General features: G+C 67.9%; 4 protein-coding genes. 2 read left to right on the top strand and 2 right to left on the bottom strand.

Annotated elements, in window-relative coordinates:
* Positions 1-3: 3 nt before the first annotated feature.
* Both I6U14_RS15250 and I6U14_RS15245 read right to left on the bottom strand, forming a co-directional pair.
* Complete coding sequence (locus tag I6U14_RS15250; RefSeq protein WP_296900376.1) at positions 4-2,247, bottom strand: phosphoketolase; 2,244 nt, start codon at positions 2,245-2,247, stop codon at positions 4-6.
* Positions 2,248-2,538: 291 nt separating this feature from the next.
* On the bottom strand, positions 2,539-2,925 hold the full coding sequence (locus I6U14_RS15245; RefSeq protein ID WP_296900375.1) for a DnaJ family domain-containing protein: 387 nt from the start codon (positions 2,923-2,925) through the stop codon (positions 2,539-2,541).
* A 369-nt stretch (positions 2,926-3,294) separates the two neighbouring features.
* Here I6U14_RS15245 and I6U14_RS15240 point away from each other — a divergent pair, with 369 nt between their 5' ends.
* Entirely contained in the window at positions 3,295-4,935 is a 1,641-nt protein-coding gene (locus I6U14_RS15240) for an NADH-quinone oxidoreductase subunit L (RefSeq protein ID WP_296900374.1), read from the top strand.
* Positions 4,936-4,982: 47 nt separating this feature from the next.
* On the top strand, positions 4,983-6,761 hold a 1,779-nt coding region (locus I6U14_RS15235; RefSeq protein ID WP_296900373.1), incomplete at its 3' end, for a putative inorganic carbon transporter subunit DabA.

The raw sequence follows: 6,761 nt of genomic DNA, 5'->3' as shown, positions 1-6,761 counted from the left end.
AAGCTAACGCCCCAAGAGTCGCTCAGCACGCCCGACCAGCGCCTCGCCCGTGATGCCGTTGAATGCCATGATCTCCGCCGGGCTCGCGGTGGTTTCACCGCGCTGCCAGGCGATGAGGTCCCGCGCCGGCGCCTTGGTGCGCAGCAGCACTGGCTCCAAGGCCGTGCTGCCGCCGCCGCTCACGGCAAGCAGCGCATCGCCGTCGAACAGGCCCGCAAACGCCGCATCATCCATGAAGGCGCCGTCCGCCTCGGCGCTGTGCTGCCAGGCGACGTCGCCCGGGCGGAACAGCCGGCGCGGGTTGGCGACGGCGACGATGCGCACGCGCTTGCCCGCCGCCTCCAGCTGGTCCTTGGCCGCAAACACCGGCAGCAGCACCATGTCGCCGGTGATGGCGAAGATCACCAGGGGGCCGTCACTGCTGTCCGACTCGTACAGGCTGACGGCCCCGTCGTTGATGGCCTGCTCCGCCTGGACCGGCGTGGTGTACACCGGCAGCGCAGACTTGCTGGCGACGATGCTGATGGCCTTGTTGGACTGCTGAACCGCCCAAGCGTAGGCCGCCTGGATCATGTTGGCGTCGCTCGGATACAGCAGGTAGACGTTACCGTTGCGCATCTGGGCGCCGATGTAGTTCTCGATCTCCGGGCGCTGGTGGGTCCAGCCGTTGCGGCCCTGCTCCAGGGCGCCGGCGGTGAACATGCTCACCACCGCCGGCGTCTTACGACGCAGTTCCGCCATAGCCTGGCCCACCGTCTGCACGATGGGCCAGCCGTTGATGGCGAAGGACTCGTAGCTCAGCCACAGCGAGCGCCCGCCGAAGAGCGCAATGCCGGCGGCGAGGCCGGCGCAGGCGTCCTCGGACAGGGGCTCGTAGACCTGGCCGCTCGGCCCCTGGTGGTAGAGGTCGTCTGCGGTGGGATGGCGGATGTGCAGGCGCTGGTTGATGACCTTCATGGCGCTTGCCTCGGTGCCGTCGGCGTTGCTGACGATGAAAGCCGGGTCGCGCTCGCCGAGCGCGGCGACCATCTCCGCCATGGCCGTGGACGGCACCGCCTTCTCGCCCACCGGAAAGTCCTGCATCGGCAGGGTGCCGATGGCATCCAGCGTCCGCTCGTGCTCGGTGACCGCCACCTCGGCGGCCGGTCCGCCGCCGGCACGAGAAAGATTCTGCCGCACCAGGGCCCACTGCTGCGGCGACAGCGCCCCGCGTTGCAGTGCCTCGGCGATGGCCGGCTTCTCCGCCGTGTCGCCTGGGTAGAGGTTGTGGGACTTGGCGCCATGGGCATGCACACCGGCGCCCTTGAGCTGCTTGATGATGACGACGGTGAGCGTGCCGCTCATGGCGGCGTCGGCCGCCTCGCGCATCGCCTCCAGCACGGCGCGGGTGAAGGCATCCCGGGCGGCGTCGCCGAAACGGGTGCTGTCGACGTAGGCGCCGGGCTGACCGGCGTCGTCGTAGTCCTTCGCATCCACCAGGATCACGCGCTCGAAGTCGTGCGCTCGCCACAGGTTGGTCATGGCCGCGTTGTCCATCAGCGACACCATGGCGTGGTGCTCCTGGCTGTAGCCATTCCACACCAGCACCGGCAGAAAGTTGGTGATGTCCGGATAGGCCGTGTGGAAGTGCTTCATCGCGCTCAGCACATAGGGCTCGCCCAGGCCGCCGTCGCCGATGGTGCAGGGGAAGAGCTTGTCCGGATGCAAATAGGCCCCGGCCATGGCGAAGTGCTGGCCCTGGCCGAGCGGGCCTGCCGGGGCAAGCAGGCCCGGGATGGCGCCGGACAGGTGCCCGAGCAGCCCGTCGCGCTCACGGAAGCGCGCCTGGAGATCGGTCATGGTCTCGATACCCATGCCGGTGAGGGAACCGTCCAGGAACATGGCGCTGTAGAAGCCCGGCGCATGGTGGCCAACCTCCGTCACGATGTTCTTGTGCCCGAGCAGCATCAGCGCGGCGACGGCGTCCGCCGAGCTCGCGAAGCCGCCGGGGTGCCCGGACTGCTTGGAAGCACAGAGCTGCAATGTGGTGTAACGCAGCGCATCCGCGGCGAGCCGGGTCTGGTAAACGGCGGCGGCGTCGATGTCGCCGATGGCGGTCTCTCCCTCGGCGATCACGGGCTCGGCAGCGTGCTCAGCGTCATGCGCATCCGCCTCCTTGAAGTACAGCATCCCCTCGCAGAAGCCGGGGACAGACCCGGCAGGGGGCTCGGATGGGTCAAAGGCGTCGGCGCTTAGGACGGCGGACATGGCAGGGCTCCAGGTTGATTGGGTTGCAAAGCGGGCCGCGGCAGCGATGCTGCGGCATGCGCTCAAACTGAAGTCGCGCGCCGTCTTCCGCAATGAGCAATGAGTTTCACAATGCGCAAAATCTGCCAGCTATCACCACAGCGCAACTCGCGGAGCCTAGCGCTCATAGCATTACGGTGACGGTAACCAGAATCTAACACCTGCCTATGTGACGGCCCATGATGGAATTAAGATTACCGTCCCCGAAATAGGTGCTGAGCCGATCCGCCGTCCTCCGACACTCACTGAAGGCTACCGCGCGCCCGAGTCAGAGCTACCGTCCAACCGCTCCAGCTGCGCCTGAAATTCCGCAAGCAAGCCAGGGTCCAGCCCATGTCCGCGTGTCTCGCGGAGCCGCATTTGCAGGAGCCGGAGCTGGCGCTGGGCGCCTGCGCGGACGGCTGGGTCCTCGATGCGCCCAAGCAGATCCTCGGCCTCCTTGAGCTGTGCCGCGCCACGCAGCTCCGGCGGCAGGAAACCGGCGTTCTTGAGCAGCCGATAGCCCGCGCGGAGGTGCTCAGGGACCCGGGAAAGATCGTCTTCCGGCAGCGGACGGCCGGCGCCCGGCAGGTCGTCCAGCTCCCCACGCTCGATGGCCTCCTGGATCTTCTTCTCGGCGAGGGCGTCGATGAGCCACATGGTGTGGACCTCCAATCGCAGTTTGCGGCCTGCTGACCCGATCGTGGTGACTAACAACTCCGGTGAGTTTTCGCGTGTGGTTGGACTGCGCGTGGAAGACTGGGAAATTGCCTGAGTCCGCCATGCGCTCCACAACACCGGCGTTTCCACGACCCGCGGCAGTTTTCGCAATACGGAAAACCGAGCACCGCATTGCTGCAATGCACAAAGCCCATAAACCGCGCCAATGCTGAGCTCACAGGCAGGCGGCCGAAAAACATAGATCAAAGACTATCCACTTAATCGAAATCTTCAGTCTTGTCTAAGTGACGTAGGCGGCTATGTTTCGCTCCGTGCCCCGGGAAACGGGGATTCAACGAGGAGGAGACCATGTCTGCGACCGCCTTCACGCTAACCACCGCCGCCGCACTGGCGGCACCCGTGATCCTCTGGCTCACCGGCTTCGTGCCGCGTGACACCGCCGACCGCCATGGCGCCACCATGGCCAAGCTGGCCACCGGAGTCGCCTGGGGCGCCTTCGCGCTGGCCGTCATCGCCTTCGCGAGCTATGCCGCCGCGCCAGGCTTCGGCAGCGCCCAGACGCTGAATCTGTTCGCCATCGGCCTGCCCTTCGGCATCGGCGATTTCGCCATCGGCGTCTTCGTCAACGCCGTCACGGTGATCATGCTGACGCTGGTATCCCTGGTGGGCGCCGTGGTCACCACCTATGCCCGCACCTATATGGCGGGTGACGCCGGCGAGGGCCACTTCCACAAGTGGCTGATGCTCACCCTGGCGGCGATCCTGACCCTGCTGGTGTCGAGCAATCTGTTGATGTTCGCACTGGCCTGGATGGCTACCAGCCTGAACCTGCACCGGCTGCTGCTGTTCTACCCGGAGCGCCGGGCGGCGCAGATGGCGGCACACAAGAAGTTCGTGTTCAGCCGCATCGGCGACGCGAGCCTGTTCATCGCGGTGCTGCTGATCGGCGCCTCGGTGCATACGCTGGACTTCGCGACGCTGTTCGCGGCCATGGAGACCGTCGAGGGCCCGCTGCCGCTGGGGCTCGAAGTCGCCGCCTGGCTCATCGCGCTCGCCGCCATCCTCAAGTGCGCCCAATTCCCCTTCCACGGCTGGATCATCCAGGTGATGGAGGCGCCGACGCCGGTGTCCGCCCTGCTGCACGCCGGCATCGTCAACGCCGGCGCCTTCCTGGTGATCCGCATGAGCCCGGTGATGTCGGTGTCGGGCGGTGCGCTGGAGGCACTCGCCGTGGTTGGCCTGGTGACCCTGGCGGTGGCATCCCTCGTGATGCTGACACAGACCAGCATCAAGGTGTCACTGGCCTGGTCCACGTCCGCACAGATGGGCTTCATGCTGATGGAAGCGGGTCTCGGCCTCTACAGCCTGGCGCTGCTGCACCTGGTGGCCCACTCGCTCTATAAGGCCCATGCCTTCCTGGCCTCCGGCAGCAGCGTCGACGGCTTCCGGGCGCCGGCGCTGAAGTTCAAGGGCGGTGCACCCGAGGCCTGGCACTGGCTGGTGGCCTTCCAGGGGGCGATCTTGATGGCGCTCGTCGCGGGCTTCGCCTTCGGCGTGGACCCGAGCCATCAGCCGGCGCTCATCGTCACCGGTGCCATCGTGGCGATTGCCACCGCCCAGCTCCTGCTCCAGGCCCTGGTGCTGGAGGACAACGCGAGGCTCCTGATCCGGGCCACGGCCATCGGCGCCTTCGTGTGCTTTGCGTACTTCGGGCTGCACGCGGCCTTCGAGCACGCGCTCATCGGCAGCGTCCGGCCTGCGGAGACCATGGGCGGCGCCTTCGAGCTCTGGCTCAGCATTGCCATCGTCGCCGTGTTCGTCGGGCTCATCACGCTGCAGCACCTGTTCACCCGCCTCCATGCTCCGCTGCGCCAGGCCATCCAGGTGCATCTCTACAACGGGCTCTACGTGGACGTGCTGGTGACCCGGCTCATCGTGCGCCTCTGGCCCATCCGCCAGCCCATGACGGCCGCCCCGGCCGCCGCCTGATCGGCATCAACCCTTCGTTGCAACCGAATTGAATGAGGTTAGGAGCCATGAACCCGCAAGACCTGCGCTTCGACGACGAAACCCTGGAGCAGCACCCGAAGGAAGCGACGGCTGAAGGCTATGCACCGTTGTCCCCGGCGGACGCCGACCCCGTGACGCCGGAGCTGGCGCAACAGATCGAGGCCGCCTGCAACCGCATCGCGCCGGTGTGGCCGCTGGACCGCTTCGTCGCCGTGAACCCCTTCCACGGCCTGGTGGACCAGCGCTTCGAGGAGGCAGCGGCCACGCTGCGGCGCATCGCCGATGCACGCATGTACATGCCCCGCAGCTGGTATCACGAGCAGCTCGAGGCGGGCCGCATCACCGATGACGACCTGTGCGAGGCGGGCTGCCTCTGCGGCAGCAAGCTCACGCCGCAGCAGATCCGCGATGCCGCGGCAGCGGAGCGCCAGGGCCCCGCCGGCGGCGTGCCGCTGCTGACGGCGCTGGTGGACGAGCTGGACGCCGACGACTGGTCCAGCTTCGTGGTGGAGCGCATCAGCCACCACTGCGCGGCCTACTTCGACATGGGACAGGCCACCTGGAAGCGGCCCTGGGAGGGCATGTCGTTGTACGCGTCTTGGCGGCGCTTCGCGTCCCTGGACTACAGCCTCACCATGATGGGCCAGGACGGCATGCGCGCCCGGGTCAAGGCGCTGCCGGAGTCGCCGCGGGCCTGCATCGCCTCGGCCATCCGTCGGCTCGGCCTCCCGGAAACGGCGGCGCTGGACTACATGCACGCGGCGCTGATGGACATCGGCGGCTGGGCGGCCTGGACGCGGCTCCTGCGCTGGGAGGCGGAGCTGAACGGCGGCTCGGACGACACCATCGTCGAGCTGCTGGCCATTCGCCTCGCCTGGGACATGCTGCTCTACGAGCACAAGTCCACGCCGACCATCCGCCCCCGCTGGCGGGAGATCTGCGCACGGCTCGGCCGCGGCGAAACCGGCGCCGGTGTCGGTGTCGGCGGTGACCGCCCGCGCACCGGCGGCAACGACGCCGAGGTGGAGCATGGGCTGCCCACCGCCCTGGGGCAGGGGTACCAGCGGCGGCTCATCGACCAGCTCGCGGCCGGCGGCGATGGCAAGACGCCGGCCACCCGTCCCGCGGTGCAGGCGGCCTTCTGCATCGATGTGCGCTCGGAGATCATCCGCCGCGCCTTCGAGACCGTCTGCCCAAAGGCGCAGACGCTCGGCTTCGCCGGCTTCTTCGGCGTGCCGATCGAGCACGTGCCGCTGGGCGCCGTGGAGCCGCGCTCGCACATGCCCGTGCTGCTGACGCCGACCTACAAGGTCTGCTCCGCCGTCCAAGGTGCAGACCAAGAGGAAGCCGAAGAGGCCCTCGCCACCCAGCGCCGCCGCACCGGCATTTTGAAGTCCTGGAAGGCCTTCAAGATGGGCGCCTCCAGCTGCTTCAGCTTCGTCGAGGCCGCGGGCCTGCTGCTCTACGCGCCCAAGATCATCGCCGACAGCTTCGGCTGGGGCCGACCGGTGACGGCACCCGATGATTTGCACCTGGACGAAGCCACCGAGCGGCGCGTGGGCCCGACGCTAGACGCCCCGCACCACGGCGCCTGCGGGCACCATCATGCGCATGACAGCATTGGCATCCCGACGGCCGACCGCGTACCGCTGGCGGAGGGCATCCTCAAGGCCATGTCCATGACCGGCAACTTCGCCCGCCTGGTGCTGCTGGTGGGCCACGGCAGCACGGTGGTCAACAACCCGCACGCCACCGGCCTGGACTGCGGCGCCTGCGGCGGCATGACCGGCGAGGCCAGCGCCCGC

The organism is Thiohalocapsa sp. (genome assembly GCF_019695415.1).
In the GTDB taxonomy this organism is placed as follows: Bacteria; Pseudomonadota; Gammaproteobacteria; order Chromatiales; family Chromatiaceae; genus Thiohalocapsa.
This window is presented reverse-complemented; position numbering and strand designations above follow the sequence as displayed.

What these genes read in the sequence shown, in the direction of transcription:
- I6U14_RS15245 (WP_296900375.1), bottom strand. Translation starts at nt 2,925, where the DNA reads ATGTGGCTCATCGACGCCCTCGCCGAGAAGAAGATCCAGGAGGCCATC.
- I6U14_RS15250 (WP_296900376.1), bottom strand. Translation starts at nt 2,247, where the DNA reads ATGTCCGCCGTCCTAAGCGCCGACGCCTTTGACCCATCCGAGCCCCCT.
- I6U14_RS15240 (WP_296900374.1), top strand. Translation starts at nt 3,295, where the DNA reads ATGTCTGCGACCGCCTTCACGCTAACCACCGCCGCCGCACTGGCGGCA.